Origin of the sequence: Pseudomonas sp. B8(2017) (genome assembly GCF_002113575.1) — a bacterium.
In the GTDB taxonomy this organism is placed as follows: Bacteria; Pseudomonadota; Gammaproteobacteria; order Pseudomonadales; family Pseudomonadaceae; genus Aquipseudomonas; species Aquipseudomonas putida_Z.
On record NZ_NEIO01000010.1, the window covers coordinates 92,712 to 110,812 of the forward strand.

The following is an 18,101-nucleotide window of genomic DNA, read 5'->3' on the forward strand; positions in this document are numbered from 1 at the left end:
AGGTGCCGGGCAGCCGTGAGTCATGGCCCGGCAATGTAATCGAGCAGTACCTTTCGTTGCTGATCGTCATGCAGTTGCAAGGCGATCCCTCGCATCCAGACCGCCAACTCGCTGGCATGCTGTTCGCTGCCACGTAGCCCGTCGCTGAACGATTGCAACTGTCGGTCGAGGTAGGCTCGGTCGAGCACACGCAGGTTGGGCGTTTTCAGGTGCGCAAAGCCCTGCCCCTGCGGCCCGTGGCATGCGGCACAGGTGTGTTGGTAAAGCGCTTGGCCCTCGCCGTTGGATGTGGTCGGCGCATTTGCAGGCTCGGCACCAAGGGCAGCGAAATAGCGCGCCAGCGGTTCCTGGTCACCTTCCGCCACATTGGCCGCGATGGCGCGCATCTGTGCGCCATGGCCATCCCGCGGGGCGTAGCCTCTGCGCCCTGCCTTGAAATCGCGTAATTGCGTGAGCAGGTAATCAACCTGCTGCCCAGCCAGGCGTGGTGCGCCCAGCGTCGGGTTGCCCTGGCCCTCGGCGCCATGGCAGGCCACGCAGGTGGCGGCCTGGGGCGGTGGTGTAGCAGCGTGTGCCTGCAACGTGACGGCAAATACCAGCAGGCTGGCACAAAGACTTGGCTTCATCGGTAGGGGTGCTCTCATTGTCGTTCTCGTTCGGCGATACGCTGTAGCAGCCGGTTGCGGGTAGTCTCGACATCCGCAGGCACTGCCCCACGCCACTGCTGTATTTCATCGCCGGTATAGGGTTTGAAGTCCGGGGGTAGATGGCCGGCATCGAAACGCACCAGCATCCAGTTGAGGACTCCGGCCAGGGCATCGTCCGACAGCCCCGACAATGCCGAACCCGGTACCTGCACCAGATATTCGCGGCCGCCGGGTATCCAGAGGAACTTGCCCAACTGGCCGGCAAAGGCCGGCACGCTTCGCTGCGGGTTACCGCTGCCATCGGGCAAGTGGCAGCCCTGGCAATTGAGCATGTAATCGAACTGACGTGGCTCTGTGGCCGGTACCTGGGCCGACAGCGCTGCCAGCAACAGCATCCATGGCAGTCGCCCGGCCATGGTCACTCCTTGACCCCGATCACAACCGACAGCGAGCAGTGGTATGGCATGTCCGCCTGGCTGCCGGAACACCAGTTGAGGTCGTTGGAACTCTGCGGGCGGTATAGCGGCGTATCACCCTGGTCGCGCTGGCACACGCAACGTCCGCAGTTGCTCTTGCCACAGCAATCGTTGTACGAGATCACGTAGTCCTTGCCATCGGTGGGGTTGCGGCAGGTGCCGATCCAGGTGATGTCCGAGCGCACGGAGCCCGGCGGGCAACTGCTGGAAGTACCGCCGCAGCAGCCGCAGAGAAAACCGTCGATGGCACAGTGGCGCCAGTATTCGCAGCTGTTCGGGTCACCCGACTCCTGCAGCCCGGCACTGGACTGGGCGAACGCGCTGCCACGGAATACAGGCAACAGGGTCGTTGCCCCGACGCCGACCAGCAAGGTACCCAGCCCACCAAGAAAACCCCGGCGCGAAGTGCCGCGAGCGACGCGGCGGGTCAACAGTTGGGTGGCTTCGTCAAACCATTTGATGGTCATGCGTGGTACCCCTGCTGCGCGGCTTTGTACGCCTGGACCGTGGCATGCCCCAGGCGCCGTGCTTCCAACAGGCTTTCCAGGTGCTCACGGGTGTTGATCAGGCCATGGCTGGCGACCGTGCCGTGCTCGTCGATGAGCACGGCATAGGGCAGTTTGCTGATCTGGTAGGCCAGGCCCACCTCCCGCGACAGCAGGTAGGGGTATGCCTGCAAACCTTGGGCGGCAATGAAGGCCAGGTGCTCGTCAGGCTCACCATCACTGGCCAGCACGATGTGCAGGCGCTCCTGGCGACGCAGCGCATCGAGCACGGGCAACAGCGTCTTGCACACCGGACATGTCTCGGACAGGAAGAACAGCAAGGTGGCCTGCCCGCTCGCGCCGCCCAGGCTCACCGAGCCACCGGTCAGGCTCGCCAGCGTGAATACCGGCGCCGCGTCACCGGCCTTGATCGCCTTGCCCAGCGACAGTGCGCCTACCGGCTGGATACGCTCGTGCAGCAGCCCGACCTGACGCGCCAGGGCCCACACGGCGAGGATCAGCATCAGGGTGATCGCCCAGGACAGCAGGCTGGAAATGATCAAAGCATGAGTCATGGACGTTGCCTCAGGGATGCGCGGTTGGAGATCAGCAGGTTCGCCAGCAGGTACACAGCGGCAGCGCTGACAAAGACGAACACCAGGGTGAAGGCGTCCAGCCAGGTCAGCGGACGCTCGGCCATCGGTGCCAGCAGGTTGCAGGCGAGCAGCGCCAGCAGCAGGTTGCGCCATGCCAGTGCCGGCGCTGGAGGCTGAGGACGGCCACCGAAATGGCAGCCACAGTCCTCGATGGCAGAGCCCTGACGCACGGCCAGGGCCAGTACGCCGGCATACAGCACCAGCAGGCACACAGCTGGCAGCGCCGTCCATGGCCACCACAGGCCCAGCAGCAGGCCAGCGGCGCCCAGCACCTCAAGCATCGGCAGCGCATACGTCCAGACGGGCGCCGCGCACCATGCTCCCAACACCTGGGCATAGCGTTGCAGCACGTCGGCGAACGCTCGGGGTTCGTGCAGTTTGTGCAGTGCGGCGGCCCCCAGCAGCAAGCTCAGGGCGCCGACACTGGCGACATGCACCAAGGGGTCATGCAGCAGTTCGGCGATCACCATGGCGCCACCACATTCAGAAAGCCCAGGGGGATATCGCCGACGCTGCGCAAGTGCTCGCCGCTGTCGGCGTCGTACAGGTTCACTCCCTGGCGCAGCAGTGGGATCAGCCCGGCATCGCCCTCGGTCAGGTAGATCCACAGGGTGAACAGGCTCGGCATCGGCACCAGCCAGTCGAGGCTGTACAACCGTGGTTGCGCGCCCTGGCTGACGCCGATGGCGGTGCTCTGCTCCTTGAGCGGCAGGCGTGCAACACGCTTTTGCGTGGCCACATCGAACACCCACACCTCGGTGCCGGGCTTCTGGTAGTTCTCCGGCACATCTTTGTGCATCAACACATACAACCGCCCGCTCTGCTGGTGCAGGGCCACACCGTGGTTACCGGCAATACCCCACCCGTCGGTGCGTTCCTGCTCGCTCAGCAGCGACCATTGCTTGATCGGCCGCACGCCGTCGGGGTTCATGCCAAGGGCATAGGCGTGGTTGTGTTGCGAGACGAAGTACCAGGTGTCGCCATCACGTACACCGGTGGTCAGCAGCAGATCCTGCAGCGGATCGAACGCAGGGGCGGTGCGCTCTTGCAAGGCCACTTGCCCCTGCTCGTCCAGGCGCAGGTGGAAGAAGCCGCCGTTGCCGCAGATCGCGTAGAAGTCCCGCGGGCCGGCAGGATAGATCGAAGCACACCCAGGGATCGGCACTTCGGTGACGAAACGGCTGTTTTCCAGGTCCACCACCGAAATCGACTGTGCGGGGGTGAAGTTGAGCACCAGCAGGAAGCGTTCGTCGTCGGACAGCACGGTGAGGCCCGTTGAAATCAGCGCGGTCATGCGCTTGGCCGGGATCGGGATCTCGCGCTTGGGGCTGAGGGTCTTGGCGTCGTAGACGGTGACCACGTCGGTGCGCTTGCCGCGCACGCCACGGCTGAAGTAGATCTCGGTGGCATACAGTTCGTCGCGGCTGCGTGCGAGTTGCAAACCATTGGACCAGATGCCGGTGCTCAACTGGCCCAGGTTGCGACCCTGATCGTCGAACAGGTAGGCGCGGCCATCGACCATGTTGGGGGCATTGCTGCCCCATATCCAGAACCTGTGCTGGTCACGGTGATCACCGAGCACTTCGACACGGGCCTGCTCCGGCACGAACCCGGCCAACGCCAACGATGCCGCGCCGAACAACGACAGACCACACAACAGATGACACAAGGAACGCTTGAACATAGGGGCTCCGCAACAGGCGATCGGCCTGGGCTTGAGTCTATCGAGGGGTATTTTCGGTGGATTGGCGCGTAGTGACAGTTGCCTTGGCATCCGGTGCCACACCCTCGATAACGCCGGCAGCGCCGAACAGCAGCAGGTGGCCGGATTGCGCGGCCAGGGCCGACAGGTTCAGGCGGTCTTCGCGCTGGGCGCTGGTGAAGTGCGTCACCTGCGAATCGGAAACCGCCGTCAGGCCCGCATTGCCCACGAGGGCCACGCGGCCATCGTCCAGCTGCGTCACAGAAGTGATCGCCTGTTGGCTGCCACTGTCGAGTGCCTGCCAGTGTCGGCCCAGGCTGTCGCCCAGCAGCACCCGCCCACTCATTCCTGCCAGCAGCACGCGGCCATCGCGCAGGCCGGTGCCGGTCCACAGTGAGCCACTGACACCCGTGTCCAGGGGCTGCCAGGACACCCCCTGGTCAGTGGAGCGGTAGGCATGGCCGGCCTCGCCGACGATGAACAGGCTGCCGTCGGTGGCCTGGAACACCTGATTGAGGTGGAAGTCGTCGCCCTCCTCCCCCACCTGCATCGGTAGCCAGTTGACGCCGCCATCGACCGTACGCGCCGCATAGCCATAGGCACCCACGACCATGCCGTGATGGGCATCGGTGAACACCACCGACAACAGCACCGGCTTGCCCTCCAGGCGTTGTTGCAACACCCAGTCCTGGCCACCATCGACGCTACGCAGCTGCACTCCGCCATGCCCCACCGCCCAACCTTGACGATCGTCGATGAAACTGACCGCGGTCAGCAGCACATCCACCGGTACGCTGCGCGCCTGGCGCCATTGCTGGCCATCACCGGACAACGCCACCACGCCGTGGTCACCCACCGCAACCACCCCGGCACCGGTCCGGGCCACCGCCACCAATGGCGCATGGCGCACATCGTTCAGGGCAATGGCCGGCGCCGCCCATGTCTGTCCTGTGCACATCAGCCCCAGCAACCAGGGCAGCAATCGAACGGTCTTCATCAGTCAGCCCTTCTCAATGAGCGGCCAGGGGTGCGCGAACCGGCCCCCGTCGCGGAACCAGCATTTCCAGCACCACCGCCAAGGCCGGCAGCAGGGTCACGGCCATGAGCATGTTGGCCATGAACATGAAGGTCAGCAGCAGGCCCATGTCGGCCTGGAACTTCAGCGCCGAGAACGACCAGGTGGCCACCCCCACCGACAAGGTCAGCGCAGTGAACACTGTGGCCACACCCACCTCGCGCAGGGCCTGCTGGAACGCGGCGACGATGTCGCGCCCCACGGCCAGGTGCAGTTGCAGGCGGTTGTAGATATAGAAGGCGTAATCCACCCCCACGCCCACCGCGAGCACCATTACTGGCAAGGTGGCCACAGTCAGGCCGATGTCGAGGGCCTTCATGAACCAGTAGCCGAGGAAGGTCGCCAGGGTCAGCGGCAGGCAGCAGGCGAGCATGGCTCGCCAGTCGCGGTACACCAGCCCGACCAGCAAGACGATGGTCAGGTACACGTAGAGCATCATCGGCAGCTCGGAACTCTCCACCACCGCATTGGTGGCCGCCTGCACCCCGGCACTGCCGCTGGCCAGGCGCACGTCCACTCCGGGCAGGACATGACGCTCGCGGTACTGCTCGACGGCCGCGGTCACCTGCTTGAGAGTGCTGGCCTTGTGATCGGCCAGGTACAGGTTGACCGGCAGCACGGTGCAGTCGGCATCGAACAGGCGCAATGCTTCGGGCACCTGGCGCACGGTTTCGCCCAGGGACAGTTCGTCGACCGGCAGCGCCGCCCATTTCGGATTGCCTTCATTGACCCCGGAGGCTGCCAGCTTGGCCATGGCTGGCAGCGACTGCGCCGACAGCACGGCGGGCAAGGTGCCCAGGTACCAGGTGAGACGGTCGACATAGGCCATCACATCATGCCGGTAGCAACCGCCAGCCGAGGTCTGCACGGCCACGGTGAACAGGTCCAGCCCCAGGGCGAAATGGCTGACCACCTGCTCCACGTCCTGGTTGTAACGCGAGTCGGCGTGCAGCTCGGGCGCCCCCGGCAGCACATGGCCAATGTGCCGGCCTTGGCTCTGCCATACCGCCAGCGCCATCAGGCCGAAACCCAGCGCAGTCACCAGCACTGCGTTGCGTGGCTCGGCAATGCGCCCGAGGCCGGTCATCAGCCCCTCGCGGCGCGCCCGCAGGCGCTCTACCTTGGCCACGTAGTGCCGGTCGAAACGGCAGTAACTGGCCAGCAGCGGCAACATCACCAGGTTGGTGACGATCTTGTAGGCCACCCCCACCGAAGCGGTGATCGCCAGTTCGCGAATCATCGGGATCGGCACCAGCACCAGGGTGGCGAAGCCGACGAAAGCAGTGATCAGGGCCAGGGTGCCCGGGATCATCAAGCCGACGAAACTGCGCCGGGCGGCGGTCATGCCATCGGCACCGGCGCAGACCTCCTTGGCGATGAAGTTGACCTGCTGCACGCCGTGGGACACACCGATGGCGAACACCAGGAACGGCACCAGGATCGCCAGCGGATCGAGGCCGAAGCCCAGCAGCGTCAGGGTGCCGAACTGCCACACCACCGACACCAGCGAGCACACCAGCGGCAGCACGGTCAGCCGCCAGGAGCGGGTATACCAGTAGACGGCCAGTGCCGTGAGCACGAAGGCCAGGGCGAAGAACTCGACCACGCTGCGGGCGCCGCTGCCGATATCGCCCATTTGCTTGGCGAAGCCGATGATCTGCACATCAAAGTCAGCGTCGGCGTACTGCGCCCGCACCTGCGCTTCGAGCTGGCGGCTGAAGGCCAGGTAGTCCAGGCGCTTGCCCGTCACCGGGTCCGGGTCGGCCAGCTCCGCTACCACCATCGCCCCGCGCTGGTCGTTGGCTACCAGGCTGCCGACGAAACCACCGGCCAAGGTGCGCTCGCGGATGCCGGCGATGGCCCGGGCATCGAGGTTGCCGACAGTGACGTCGCCGCCGACCACGTCCTCGGCCTTCATGCCCTCCTCGGTGATCTGCACCGCGCGGGTGTTCGGCGTCCACAGCGAAGTGACGCTGCGCCGGTCGACGCCCGGCAGGAAGAACAGTGTCTGGGTCAAGTCATGCAGGCGAGTCAGTGCCGCCTTGTTCCAGATATCACCATGATTCGCCCGCAGCACCACGATGACCCGGTTGGCACCGAACAGTACATCCCGGTACTGGTTGAACGTCTTGATATAGGGGTGTTGCTGGGGCAGTTGTTTGTCGAAGCCCGCCGACATCTCCAGGCGCGCGGCGAACAGGCCCATCACCAGGGTAACCACGGCCAGCAGGCCGAGGGTCGCCAGGCGATGGCGAAAGACCAGGCGCTCGAGCGCCGAGACCAGATAAGCCAGCATGAAAAGCCTCCCCGCCACGCACCTTGCCAGCGCTTGGCGGCCGGATCAGAAGGAGTAGGAAATGTTGCCGCTGATGAAGTCGCGGTCGGCCATCAGGTTGTTGTCGCCCCCGCCCCAGTAGCGCACCCACTGCAGGCCGCCTTTCCAGCTGTCGCGGTAGTTGAACAGCAACGAGCTGGTCAGCGACTTGCGCCCCTCGACGAAGGGCATGGCGTTGGGCGTGGTGCCCTTGACGTCGTGGCTGAAGTCCAGCTGTGGCGTGACGGTCACGCCACTGCCGAACAGGTTCGGGTAGTTGACGCCGAACTCAGTCACGTAGCCCCAGGAGGTGCGGTCGGGCAGCGAGTAGTCCGGCAGTACGTAGGGCACCCGGCCCGAGTCATCCAGCCCCGGATAGCGAGTGACCGCTACCTCCGCCAGCAGGAAGCCATCAGACGCACCCAGGGCACTGGGGATGAAGCCCAAGGGGTCGTTAGCCGAAAAGGTGTAGGTGGCGTTGACGTCAGCCTGCCATTTGCGTTCCTCGACAAAACCCTTGCTCACCCCGGTGTCGAACACGCTGTAACGGTTGAAACTGCCAGTGAAGGCCTGCCCGAACGCTACCGTGGGGTCTATTGCCACGCTATCCCGGGGCCGGAACGACAGCTCGCCGGCCACGGCCACAGGGCCGACCAGGGTGCTCATCGACAGGCCGAACAGGTCTTTGTCCTCGCCATAGTTGATGAAATAGTCGTCCACGACCAAGGCGTCAGGATTGCTCCGTGCCGTATAGCCGACAAAGGGCAGCTTGTCGTGATAGCGCTGATAGAACAGGCCGAACTCGGTGTTTATCGACTCGGCCATCCAGCGCAGCGCCAGGCCGTACTGCCCGCCGTTGCTGGCCTTGCGCTCACCGCCATACGGCACCGCCAGGCCGCTGGCCACCAGTTGATCGTGGCTCAGGCCACTGGTCAGCGGGTCACCGCAACGGCCAGTCGGTGTACCGGCGCAGGTGCCGGGCTGCAGGCCCTCGACGAAGCTTGTCGGGTAATGGATCGCCCTGCGCCCTTCACCGACGATGTCGACGGTGGAGAAGTAGGTGCCTACCGGGTCGACATCGTAGGCATTCCACTTGAACTGGTAGTAGCCCTCCAGGCTCAGGGTGTCGGTCATGCCCAGGCTGAACGAGGCCATGGGCGCGGGGATGAACACCTCTTTGAGCTGGGTGCCCGGGGTATGGTACTTGGGCAGGCTCAACGCGTTTATCTGGTTGATGCCACCACTGATGAACATCTCCGCGCCCCAGCTGATCACCTGGTTGCCAACCTTGACCTTGGCCGGCATCTCACCAATGTCGAAGCTTTTCGCCAACCACAGGTCGAGCAAGTCGAAGCGTTTGGTGGCGTCGCGTCTAGCCGGGCCTTGCAGGTCGGTGCGCCGGGTATCGTCCATCTTGAAATCACGGGCCCAGGCAACCCGGCCCAGCGCGCTCCAGCCCTCGCCAAAACGCAGGCTCAACTCATGGGTGCCCTTGATCACCTGAGAGAACACATCGTGCTTGTGGTAGTTGAGGTTGCCATCGTCAGCGTTGCTGTAGTTGATGTCGGCATTGGCGTAGCCGTTGCCGCGCTCGAGGTTGTAGTAGCGGCCCAGCTCGTTGCCGGTGCCGGTATTGCAACCGCCGTTGTCGTTACCCAGCATATGGCAGTCGGGGGCCTGCAGGCGGCTGGCGAAACCGTAGGACAGGGACGAGTCGAAACTGCCCGACAGGCCACCCTCGCTACCGAAGGTAAAGGCCTGGCAAGGCTGGGTGCCAAGCATTCCGAATGCCGCCAGGGCCAGCGCCGGGCACGGTGCGGCCTTCGCCCATGCCCGCGAAGGGAGTTTGTTCATGCTGTGGTCTCCGGAGGATTAACGCTCGCCGCGACGGCGCAGTTCGTTGGCGTTGAACAGCTTGTCGCCAACCCGGCCTTGCAGGCCGGCGGTCAGGTCCAAGGCAGCCCCCTCCTGGGTGAAGCCATCGGCGATGTAACGCCGGGCGATCAGGTCATAGCTGACGTACTCGAAGCTGGTGCAGGCCTGGATCTCGGGGTCGGCCCACAAGCTGCCCTCCTGTACCCGCCACAGGTTGCCCTTGGCGTCGTACATGTCCACATGCAGGAGGCTCCAGCTGTCCTCGTCGAAGTAGAACACGCGCTTGGTGAACGAGTGGCGCTTGTCAGCCTTGACCGTGGCTTCGACCACCCATACGCGGTGCTTTTCGTAGCGCTGCGCGTCGCGGTCCAGGTAATGCTCGCCGATCAGCTTGTCGTAGGTGTTGCTCTTGTCCACCAGGCGGTAGGAGTTGTACGGCACCACCATCTCGCGCTTGCCCAGCAGCTTGAAGTCGTAACGGTCCAGGGCACCGGTGAACATGTTGATCTGGTCGACGAAGTACAGGTTGTCGGAGCCGGCGATCGGGTTGTCGTAAGCGAAGGTTGGCGCCTGGCGCACGCGGCGCTGGCCTGGGAAGTAGATCCAGGCGTTCTGCGGCTGGTCCAGACGGGCGTGCACCAGGTACATTTCACCCGCGCGCGAAGATGGCGACTGGATGTCGTAGAGCAGCTTGGCCTCGATGTCGTCGGTGTCCGCGGGTGCCTTTACCGCGGGATCATTGTAGGGGTAGTACTCGCTGGCCCATTGACGGACCTCGGTGAGCCCGCCGCCGGCCTCACGGCGCAGGAACGAGATCTGCGCCTTGCGGCCCTTGGCCATGTAGCGCAGCTTGTAGTTCCACAGTACCTCGATGCCGCTTTTCGGTTGCGGGAACGGTACTGCGGCGCCGGCTGCATGCTCCAGGCGCCAGCCGTCGGCGCCAATGCTCGCCTGGCCGGCGAAGTCCTGAGTACGCTTGGCCACCTCGGCGGGGATCGCGCAGCTGCGGTGCGTCGGGTATACGTCCAGGCGGTAGCCCGGGTAGGCCTTGATCAGCGCCACCTGCCCTTCCGGCAACTGTCCCTGGTACTGAGCGACGTTGCTGGCATCGATCGAATACAGGCGCTTGTCACCGGCATACGGGTCGCCATGGCCCGGCGACCAGCCGGCCGGCGCCTGGGTCAGGCCGCCGCTCCATGCGGGTATGCTGCCATCGGCGTTCCCGGCCTTTTCGGCGCCAGTGGGGGTAAGGTCGGCAAATGCCGTGAACGGAATGGTGGTACCGAGCAGCGCCAGCAGCGCGCCGCCCAACAGGGACAGGGGGCGTGGTTTCATGAACTTTTCCTTGCGTGGTTCTTGTGGTTATCGAAAGGCAGTTCGCAGCAAACAGAGGGGTAAAAAGGGGCTGCCGAGGAACAGCCCAAGGTCGATTCCGACTCTGTGAGATAGACAGTATTCAAAGCTGCAGGCCGAGGCTTGGCAGGATGCGTCAGGATGTTTGTCATCCGGTGCCATGCCGCGCAGTCTCACGCCTTGAGGCTACGCTCCTCCCACCAATCCCAGGCCCGCAGCATTCTTCGCGCAGTACGCCCGGCCCAGCACGACAAGGTGTTGCCCGGCATCGGGATGATTTTGCGGTTCACGATCCAGAAATCGGTCAGCTCGCTCTTGTGCCCCTGCAGCAGATCGGCGATCGTCCGGCCATTGAGGTGGCTCAATGCGACACCATGGCCGAAGCAGCCTCCGGCATAGATCATGCGTTCATCACCGATGAAACTGACCTCAGGAACCATGTCGGCATTGACTGAAACCGGCCCACCCCAGCGATAGGCGACCCGAACGTCACGCAACTGCGGATAGATCCATTTCAGGTGGGCCTCGCAATGCTCCCAGGCGGCCGTGGACGGGCGCTCCTGCATGGCACTGCCGGTATAGGCCTGTACATCGCCACCGCCCATGACAATGCGACCGTCGACCGTGGGGCGGAAGTAATGCAACATCTGCCGGTTATCACCGAACGCTTCCCTGCCTTGCCACCCCAGGCGCTGCCACATGTCGTCGCTCAAAGGCTCGGTGACAATCTGGTAGGTCCACAACGGCAATTGCCGCCAGCGCAGGCTGCGAGGCCCGGGAACATCCTGTGCGTAGGCATTGGTAGCAATGACCACCTTGTCGGCGGTTACCCTTGCCGAGGGGGTATTCAACACAACTGCGCCGCCACTGTTGTCGATATCCAGCACCGGTGTGGACTCATGAATGCGAACCCCGGCCGCCGCTGCCAGTTTCTTCAGGCCACGCACCTGCTTGCACGGGTTCAGGTAACCCGTGTCGGCCTCCCGAATCCCTCCAAGCAGATGTGGCGAGTCGTTGCGTTGACGCAATTGGGCCTGACTCTGCCACTGCATGTCCGCTGCCAGCCCCAGTGACTCATACAACTCCAGGGTCTTGCCCAAACGTGCCAATTGCGCAGAGGAGTAACTGACCCGCATCAGGCCCGCATGCCGGTAGTCACAATCGATTCCATGCGTTTCGATCAGCTCGCGGGTGTGCGTCACCGCCTTCTCCAGGTAGTGATGGGCATCGATCATCCTCTGCTTGCCCCAGCGCAGTACCACCAACTCAGGTTCCAGCCCGAACAGCTTGGTGCTGAAGCCAGCGTTACGCCCACTGGCGCCGAAACCGATCAGCGCTGCCTCGAGCACCAGTACCCGGGCCCCGGGGTTGTCGCGCTTGAATTGCCAGGCCGCGTTCAGCCCGGTAAAGCCACCGCCGATCACTGCAACATCGACGCGCAGGTCCTCGCTCAGGGGCGCGTCAGGTGAATAGGCTCCATAGGCGTGCTGCCAGAAGGAACGGTGCTCATGCAATGCCTCGTTATCAGTCATGCCGGGTTCTCGCATTGGATAGGTTGAGATCAGCGGCCGAGCATCAGCCGAATCAAACGCTCGAAGGTTTTGCCATAGGGTGGGTACAGCAGAGGGAAAGCCGGCCAGGCGAATTGCTGGAACACCGGACGCAGCTTGGAGAACTCAAGAAAGCCTTCGTAACCGTGGTAATGCCCCATGCCGCTGGCTCCCACACCGCCGAACGGAAGATCATGCTGGGCCACGTGCAGTCCGCAGTCGTTCAGCGCCACCCCTCCAGAGCGGGTTTGGGCGATTACCCGTTCCTGCAACGCCTGTTGGTGGGTGAAGAGATAAAGTGCCAGCGGGTGGTCGCGGTCGTTGATGTACTCCAGCGCCTCGTCGATGCAGCGATAGGTCTTCACTGGCAGGATCGGTCCGAAGATCTCCTCCTGCATGAGCAGCATCGAATCGCACACGTCGACCACCAGCACCGGCGCAATCTTTCGTGAGGCTGGATCACTGAGCTTGCCCCGTAACAGCTCGATCACCCTGCCCCCCTTGCCCCGTGCATCGTCCAGATACCCCAGCAGACGCTCGAACGAGGCACCATCCACGATCGAGGTGTAGTCCTTTGAATCCAGCGTCGGATAACGTGCAGGAACGATGCCCCTGCACTGCTCGACGAAGGCTTCGAGCCTGCTTTCATGTATCAGCAGGTAGTCAGGCGCAACGCACGTTTGCCCCGCATTCACCGTTTTCATTTGCAGAATTCGGCTGGCTGCGGTCTTCAGATCGAAATCGTCGGCGATGATCACCGGAGACTTGCCACCCAACTCCAGGGTTACCGGTGTCAGGTTGCTGGCAGCCGCTTTCATCACCTGGCGACCTGTCGCTGCAGAACCGGTGAAGATCAGGTGATCGAAAGGCAGGCCTGAGAAAACCGAACCGCTGACATTCGGCACAATGGCCAAGGTCCGCTCATCGAAGTACGCGCCCACCAGGCGGTGCAGCAAAGCGCACAGATTCCGTGAGTTGGCGGCCATCTTCACCATGCAGCGGTTCCCCGCTGCCAGGGCACTGGTCACTGGCCCCATTACCAGGAAAAGGGGGTAGTTCCACGGTGCGACCACACCGACAACGCCCTTGGGCTGCGGTACTACACGATTACGTGCCCCCGGGAACCAGAACGAGCCTTTACGCCGCTGCGACCTGGCCCAGCGGCCCAACCTTCCATGGCAGTCGCGAATGCCGTCCACGCTGAGAAACAGCTCCAGCAGCAGCGTTTCCTGATCGGCCCGGTTGCCAAAGTCCATGCTGATTGCCGCACAGATGGCTTCCTGATTGTCCAGCAGCAAGCGCTTCAGGCGCTGCAGATGCCGACGGCGTTCCTGCACTGTGGGTATCGGCTGCTCGCGCTGTGCGGCTCGCTGCAGCGAAAGAATGCGTAACGCCTCGGCTTCGCCACACTTGGCCGGGCTGGCGTTTACCGCTGTGTTCATCGTCGCTCTCCTGAAATGAAGTGGGCCAGCTGCCCAAGGCAGGCGCAGGCGCTTCTTTCAGGGTATAGAGGGGGACAACGGCTGAATTGACCGCAGGTGCCAGAGTTTCAGCCACCGGTGCCATGGGTACGACCGGCCAGCCGGTACTGCTGCGGTGAATGCCCGGTCCAGCGGCGGAATGCCCGCGTAAACGAACCGGATTCGGCGTAGCCGAGCAACAGTGAAATCTGTGTCATCGAATAGTCGGAGTGGTTCAGGTACCCCATTGCCAGGTCGCGGCGTACCTCCTCGATCAATACCGAGAACTCGATATCCAGGTCCTTGAGGCGACGTTGCAGGGTACGCCGGCTGAGGCCCAGGTATTGGCTGACCTGATCGAGTGACGGCAACCCACTGGCCATGCCGAGTGCGATCATGCGGGTGATCCGGGGCAGCAATTCGTCGCTGATGTTTCGTTGCTCGCGCTCCTGCTGAAGGTACGGCTCCAGGGCCTTGAACAGTCGATCGTTACCTCGGGTGGCAGGCAGGCCAAGCACCTGGGCTGGCAACGTGATGCGGTTGGTCGGCTGGTTGAAAAACACCGGGCACATGAACAATTGCTTGTGCATGGAGACATCTGCCGGACGAGGGTGCTCGAAGTCCACCCGCAATGGCCGTACTGCGCTGGCAGTTATCAGTTGCAGCTGTCGCAGAATCGCGGCAATGGCAAACTCTGCATCCTGACGGCGATTGAGTACGGTAGTGTCGGTGACCTGGTAGGTGACACGCAGCTGCCGGCCCTCGCAGCAATAATCGATGGACGACTCCTGGGCGAACACCACGAGGTACGTGTGCAGCGTCATCAGGGCCTTTTCAACGCTAGGTGCGCAGTGCAAGGCGTGGCCCAGCGCGCCGAAGTCGTCGGCTTCGGTCTGACTGCCCAAGGTCAGGCCGATAGCAGGGTTGCAGCTACCGGCGGCCTCCCAGAGCGCGACATATTGTTCACCGGGGATTTCAATATCGGCGCGCTCAAGCAGCGCCAGGTCAATGCCAAGCGCGTCGAGGTGTGGGGCGAAGATATCCTTGAAGCGTCGGAAAAAGTTCTCCGAGATAACGGTACGCGCTGATTTCATGTTGTTCTTCGCAGATCGGTGCTGGGTGGAGCGGCTCAAGGGCGCTTGCCACGCAAACACAAAACACTTGAGTGATTCTTGATAGACCCAATTGGCGCCTGTCAGTCACAATTCATACACAGCGTACGCATGTGTGCAACCACGGAAAATGCCGACAGATTCAGTATCGACCATAACAGCGCAAGACTGGTGGGGCTGGGGTGGTCATCGCATCAATCCCTGCTCCTCGAAATACCGGCTCAAGGTAGTCGCCTCCCCCTCAGGATCAGCCAGCGCGACATAGTTGTCAGGCCGCAACAGGTAAGCAGCATTTCTGGCAACGCCGGCTTTCTCGTACGCATCCTCCCAAGCGAAAACATGCAGTGCAATACCGTGCCTTGCGCACCATTGGGACAAATCGGCCTTGGCTTCGCCGTAAACATGCACCTGCCACTGAATGGCTGCCAGTGAAGCGTAGTTGTCCTCGGTGCCCACAGGCAGCCATGGCAGGCGATCACCGCCCTGAACTCCACCGGCCTTGCCTTGGCTCAGCGGGCTTTCGCGGTAATCGAGGGTGGTTTGCGAAACCACTCGGAACAGGTACTCGCGGACGTTTTCGCTCTTGTATGCAACGCTCGCGAAGAGCGGCGCGATGCGAGTACGTACAAAGTCGGCAAATCCGCCCTGAGCGGTAACGAAGGTGAACAGTTTGTCAGTTGTCTCCACCAGCGTGCGGGCAAATGCCTGGCGTTCGATCTGGTAGCTGTCGAGCAATGTGTCGGGCGCCGTCCCTTTCAACACCGCGGCCAGCTTCCATGCCAGGTTGATCGCGTCCAGAATGCCGGTGTTCATGCCCTGCCCTCCCGCCGGGCTATGCACATGCGCTGCATCACCGAGCAGAAACGCCCGGCCACGGCGGAAATGGTCCGCGACGCGATGGTGAACACGGTAGGTGGAAAACCAGTTCACGGCGGTAATCCTGAGGTTCAAGCCGTTGATGGCATCATGGCCAACGTCCTCGAACGTCAGATGTTCAGGATGCTCGGCTCGCTCATCACGCACGGTGCCAATCAAGCGGTACTGGTCCTTTTCGCCATAGCACAAGAGCAGCACAAAATCGGATTTGTCAAAAGCGATATGCCCCTCACCTGCCGGCTCGACGCCATTTACCCTGACATCCGCAACATAGAAAAGCTGTTTGTAGGTGCCGCCCTCGAAACCGCTGCCGATCCCTTGCCGAACAAGCGACCGAGCGCCATCGCACCCCGCCAGAAAAGCCGCAGTGAAGGACTCTTCTCGCCCATCAGCATGTTTCAGCAGGGCCGTGACATGGCTTTCACCCTCCTCGAAGGATAGAAGTTCGGTCTGCCGTTCCACATCCACCCCGAGTGACTGGAGCTGCTGCACCAGCAGGCGCTCATGGCGGTCCTGGGGGTAGATCAACACGAAGGGATACGCTGAAACTTCTCTGCCTGCGTCGCCCAAGGGGATACGCGCCCTGTGCCGACCGCGTGCCCACATGTTCATGGCAGGGGTTTTATAGCCGGCCTCTATCACTGGCTCGGCCAGGTCGAGCTGACGATAGAGCTCCAGCGTGCGGGCTTGAACAGCCATGGCGCGAGAAGCTTCGCCAGGACCACTGCTCTTGTCGACGATCCTTACAGCGACGCCTTGCCTGTTGAGCCAAAGAGCAAGAACCAGCCCGGTCGGACCGGCTCCGACAATGAGAACGTCGGTCTGCGCCATGATCTCACCTCGAACATCAATGACCTTGGAATCATGAATGTTCCTGGGCGCGCGCAAAGTCAACGTTTTATTGGTCGTTCGCAATCAAGGGGCATTTGCCCCCCGATTGCACAGGTCTTGACCCTCACGAGCCAAAGCCTTGAGTGGCCCTTGCATCGGTCATAGCAGCTCGGGGAATGCAGCGCCAAGCAGGCCCGGGTCCTTCAGGATCGATGCGCTGCTGGCGATATCCGGGGCCAACCAACGGTCCTGGGCATACGCCGGGACCCGTTCGCGCAACAACCGCCAGGCAACGCTGGTACCCGCGCCAAAGCGCTGCTCCTTGAGGAACTCGAATGCCTGGGCCGCCAACAGGTATTCGATGGCGAGGATCTGCGTGCAGTTCTCCAGGGCGCGGTGCAGCTTCAACCCGGCATTGGTGCCCATGCTCAGATGGTCCTCCTGCAGGCCGGAGGTGACGTAGTTGTCGACGACTGCCGGTTGTGCCAGCTGACGGTTTTCCGCACACAGTGAAGCGGCCACGTACTGGACAATCATCATGCCCGAATTCACCCCCGGCTGGCTGACCAGGAAGGCCGGCAAGCCGCTGACCAACGGGTTGATCAGGCGATCGAGACGACGCTCGGCAATCGCCCCGATCTCGGCCACCGCGATGGCCAGCAAGTCGGCCGCCATGGCCACCGACTGGCCGTGCGGATTCGCCTGGGAAACCACCCTATACGACTCGGGCGTACCCAGCAGCATCGGGTTGTCGGTGGTGGAGTTGAGTTCGGTTTCGATCTGCCGCGCAGCGTGTTCCAGCTGATCGCGCGCGGCGCCATGAACCTGCGGAATCGAGCGAATGCTCAAGGCGTCCTGGGTGCGAATGCCTTGGCTGCTGGCAATGATTTCGCTGCCGTCGAGCAGGCGCCGCAGGTTACTGCCCACGCGCTGCATGCCGGGGTGCGGTTTCATCGCGATGATTTCAGGGTCGAAGGCATCGAGCTGGCCGCGCAGGGCCTCGAAGCTCATGGCGCTGATAACGTCCGCCCATTGGCTCAACCGAGTGGCGTCGTCCAGCGACAAGCAGCTCAGGCCGGTCATGCAAGGGGTACCGTTGACCAGGCACAGGCCATCCTTGGCACCCAGTTTGACCGGCGCCAGGCCGACCTCGGCCAAGGCCTGCTGCGCCGGCATGATCTGGCCGCGATAGCTGACCTGGCCGACGCCCAGCAAGCTGATGCTGATATGCGCCATGTGGGTCAGGTACCCCACCGACCCCTGCTTCGGCACCTGCGGCGTGATGTGCTGGTTGAGCAGGGTCAGCAGCGCCTCGACCACCTTGCGCTGCAGGCCGGAACGGCCCTGGCAGAAATTGATGATCGCCGCGCACATGATCGCCCGGGTCTGTTCGTCCGACAGCGCCGTACCCACGCCACAGGCATGGCTGAGCAAGGTGTTGTGCGACAGCTGGCTGAGTTGTTCGTCCTGCAACGAGACATTGCACAAGGCGCCAAGCCCGGTGTTGACGCCATAGGCGCGGTCACCGCTGGAAACGATGCGCTGGACAATCGCCTGGGCGTTCTCGATCCGCGCCCAGGCCGATGGGGCCAGCTCAAGCTTCGCGCCATGCCGGGCCACAGCCACCACGTCCTGCCAACGCACTGGCGCCTCGGCGATGATGATTCTTTCGGCAAACGACATACACGC

15 protein-coding genes are annotated in these 18,101 nt (G+C 63.0%); all 15 read right to left on the reverse strand.

The genetic code is table 11. The features are described from left to right. Window positions 1-20: 20 nt before the first annotated feature. Window positions 21-644, reverse strand: a complete 624-nt coding sequence (locus CAG22_RS16205) for a c-type cytochrome (protein ID WP_256582434.1) — start codon at window positions 642-644, stop codon at window positions 21-23. Next, on the reverse strand, window positions 641-1,063 hold the full coding sequence (locus CAG22_RS16210) for a hypothetical protein (RefSeq protein WP_085705786.1): 423 nt from the start codon (window positions 1,061-1,063) through the stop codon (window positions 641-643). Before CAG22_RS16210 ends, CAG22_RS16205 begins: the two co-directional genes overlap by 4 nt. 2 nt (window positions 1,064-1,065) lie before the next feature. Continuing rightward, window positions 1,066-1,584 (reverse strand): methylamine dehydrogenase light chain, encoded by a 519-nt coding sequence (locus CAG22_RS16215; RefSeq protein WP_371916859.1) that lies wholly within the window; start codon window positions 1,582-1,584, stop codon window positions 1,066-1,068. A 2-nt stretch (window positions 1,585-1,586) separates the two neighbouring features. Then, entirely contained in the window at window positions 1,587-2,183 is a 597-nt protein-coding gene (locus CAG22_RS16220; RefSeq protein ID WP_256582435.1) for a redoxin domain-containing protein, read from the reverse strand. Next, window positions 2,180-2,734 (reverse strand): MauE/DoxX family redox-associated membrane protein, encoded by a 555-nt coding sequence (locus CAG22_RS16225; protein ID WP_085705788.1) that lies wholly within the window; start codon window positions 2,732-2,734, stop codon window positions 2,180-2,182. Before CAG22_RS16225 ends, CAG22_RS16220 begins: the two co-directional genes overlap by 4 nt. Further along, on the reverse strand, window positions 2,728-3,948 hold the full coding sequence (locus tag CAG22_RS16230; RefSeq protein WP_256582436.1) for an amine dehydrogenase large subunit: 1,221 nt from the start codon (window positions 3,946-3,948) through the stop codon (window positions 2,728-2,730). Before CAG22_RS16230 ends, CAG22_RS16225 begins: the two co-directional genes overlap by 7 nt. 37 nt (window positions 3,949-3,985) lie before the next feature. Next, entirely contained in the window at window positions 3,986-4,963 is a 978-nt protein-coding gene (locus CAG22_RS16235; RefSeq protein ID WP_085705789.1) for a YCF48-related protein, read from the reverse strand. A gap of 13 nt (window positions 4,964-4,976) precedes the next feature. Beyond that, window positions 4,977-7,337: an RND family transporter gene (locus CAG22_RS16240; protein ID WP_085705790.1), complete on the reverse strand. Its 2,361-nt coding sequence runs from the start codon at window positions 7,335-7,337 to the stop codon at window positions 4,977-4,979. Window positions 7,338-7,382: 45 nt separating this feature from the next. After that, window positions 7,383-9,209 carry a DUF1302 domain-containing protein gene (locus CAG22_RS16245; RefSeq protein ID WP_085705791.1) on the reverse strand — a complete coding sequence of 609 codons (1,827 nt, stop codon included), beginning with the start codon at window positions 9,207-9,209 and terminating at the stop codon, window positions 7,383-7,385. 18 nt (window positions 9,210-9,227) lie between these two features. Beyond that, window positions 9,228-10,565 carry a DUF1329 domain-containing protein gene (locus CAG22_RS16250; RefSeq protein WP_085705792.1) on the reverse strand — a complete coding sequence of 446 codons (1,338 nt, stop codon included), beginning with the start codon at window positions 10,563-10,565 and terminating at the stop codon, window positions 9,228-9,230. Between the two features lie 191 nt (window positions 10,566-10,756). Continuing rightward, complete coding sequence (locus tag CAG22_RS16255) at window positions 10,757-12,115, reverse strand: FAD-binding oxidoreductase (RefSeq protein ID WP_085691896.1); 1,359 nt, start codon at window positions 12,113-12,115, stop codon at window positions 10,757-10,759. Between the two features lie 29 nt (window positions 12,116-12,144). Further along, window positions 12,145-13,575, reverse strand: a complete 1,431-nt coding sequence (locus CAG22_RS16260) for a coniferyl aldehyde dehydrogenase (RefSeq protein WP_085705793.1) — start codon at window positions 13,573-13,575, stop codon at window positions 12,145-12,147. 107 nt (window positions 13,576-13,682) lie between these two features. Continuing rightward, a complete protein-coding gene (locus tag CAG22_RS16265; RefSeq protein ID WP_085691898.1) occupies window positions 13,683-14,687 on the reverse strand; it encodes an AraC family transcriptional regulator in 1,005 nt (334 codons plus the stop codon). Window positions 14,688-14,891: 204 nt separating this feature from the next. After that, window positions 14,892-16,412, reverse strand: a complete 1,521-nt coding sequence (locus tag CAG22_RS16270; protein WP_085705794.1) for an FAD-dependent monooxygenase — start codon at window positions 16,410-16,412, stop codon at window positions 14,892-14,894. Between the two features lie 159 nt (window positions 16,413-16,571). After that, window positions 16,572-18,095 (reverse strand): histidine ammonia-lyase, encoded by a 1,524-nt coding sequence (gene hutH / locus CAG22_RS16275; protein ID WP_038408167.1) that lies wholly within the window; start codon window positions 18,093-18,095, stop codon window positions 16,572-16,574. Window positions 18,096-18,101: the final 6 nt, after the last annotated feature.

Bases quoted from the DNA above. Each gene is read 5' to 3' on its own strand.
- CAG22_RS16205 (WP_256582434.1), bottom strand. From the start codon at position 644: ATGAGAGCACCCCTACCGATGAAGCCAAGTCTTTGTGCCAGCCTGCTG.
- CAG22_RS16210 (WP_085705786.1), bottom strand. From the start codon at position 1,063: ATGGCCGGGCGACTGCCATGGATGCTGTTGCTGGCAGCGCTGTCGGCC.
- CAG22_RS16220 (WP_256582435.1), bottom strand. From the start codon at position 2,183: ATGACTCATGCTTTGATCATTTCCAGCCTGCTGTCCTGGGCGATCACC.
- CAG22_RS16225 (WP_085705788.1), bottom strand. From the start codon at position 2,734: ATGGTGATCGCCGAACTGCTGCATGACCCCTTGGTGCATGTCGCCAGT.
- CAG22_RS16230 (WP_256582436.1), bottom strand. From the start codon at position 3,948: ATGTTCAAGCGTTCCTTGTGTCATCTGTTGTGTGGTCTGTCGTTGTTC.
- CAG22_RS16235 (WP_085705789.1), bottom strand. From the start codon at position 4,963: ATGAAGACCGTTCGATTGCTGCCCTGGTTGCTGGGGCTGATGTGCACA.
- CAG22_RS16240 (WP_085705790.1), bottom strand. From the start codon at position 7,337: ATGCTGGCTTATCTGGTCTCGGCGCTCGAGCGCCTGGTCTTTCGCCAT.
- CAG22_RS16245 (WP_085705791.1), bottom strand. From the start codon at position 9,209: ATGAACAAACTCCCTTCGCGGGCATGGGCGAAGGCCGCACCGTGCCCG.
- CAG22_RS16250 (WP_085705792.1), bottom strand. From the start codon at position 10,565: ATGAAACCACGCCCCCTGTCCCTGTTGGGCGGCGCGCTGCTGGCGCTG.
- CAG22_RS16255 (WP_085691896.1), bottom strand. From the start codon at position 12,115: ATGACTGATAACGAGGCATTGCATGAGCACCGTTCCTTCTGGCAGCAC.
- CAG22_RS16260 (WP_085705793.1), bottom strand. From the start codon at position 13,575: ATGAACACAGCGGTAAACGCCAGCCCGGCCAAGTGTGGCGAAGCCGAG.
- CAG22_RS16265 (WP_085691898.1), bottom strand. From the start codon at position 14,687: ATGAAATCAGCGCGTACCGTTATCTCGGAGAACTTTTTCCGACGCTTC.
- CAG22_RS16270 (WP_085705794.1), bottom strand. From the start codon at position 16,412: ATGGCGCAGACCGACGTTCTCATTGTCGGAGCCGGTCCGACCGGGCTG.
- hutH (WP_038408167.1), bottom strand. From the start codon at position 18,095: ATGTCGTTTGCCGAAAGAATCATCATCGCCGAGGCGCCAGTGCGTTGG.